The sequence below is a fragment of the Haloferax sp. KTX1 genome (assembly GCF_902410085.1).
In the GTDB taxonomy this organism is placed as follows: Archaea; Halobacteriota; Halobacteria; order Halobacteriales; family Haloferacaceae; genus Haloferax; species Haloferax massiliensis.
The window spans coordinates 1-385 of record NZ_CABPRH010000363.1 but is presented as its reverse complement, the minus strand read 5'-3'; the positions used below and the strand labels follow the sequence as shown (position 1 = coordinate 385).

The 385-nt window shown below is 64.4% G+C and carries 1 pseudogene; it reads left to right on the top strand.

From position 1 onward, the window contains the following. Positions 1-87: 87 nt before the first annotated feature. Positions 88-385, top strand: a pseudogene (locus FY251_RS22210) (hypothetical protein); the annotation flags it as partial.

Sequence of the window (385 nt, the reverse complement as noted above, 5' to 3'; positions counted from 1 at the left end):
GTGTTGGTTAGTGGCATGGTCCCTTCTCTGATGTAGCGTGCTGGCGCGTCCCGAGAGTTGATACCCCATCGGAATTTTCCAAAGCGTATGGACCGCACCGACTGGCCGACGCCCGGACCGAACGAACCCGTTCCGGCGTGGGACGAGTATCGCCAGCTGCGCGAGGCCGTCCACGACTACCTTGACCACCAACCGGAGGACCCGGCGTGGGACGACATCTGGCGAGCGCTCGCCGCGATCATGGGTGAGTACCAGCGGGATGCATTCGTTGAAGCGTTCGGAGTCGACGAGCCTGCCGAGACAGCCTGTATCCGGCGTCTCATCACGGGCGACGACTGCCCGCACTCGCCGCTTGACGCCGACAGCGACCCGAACGAACCGCCTC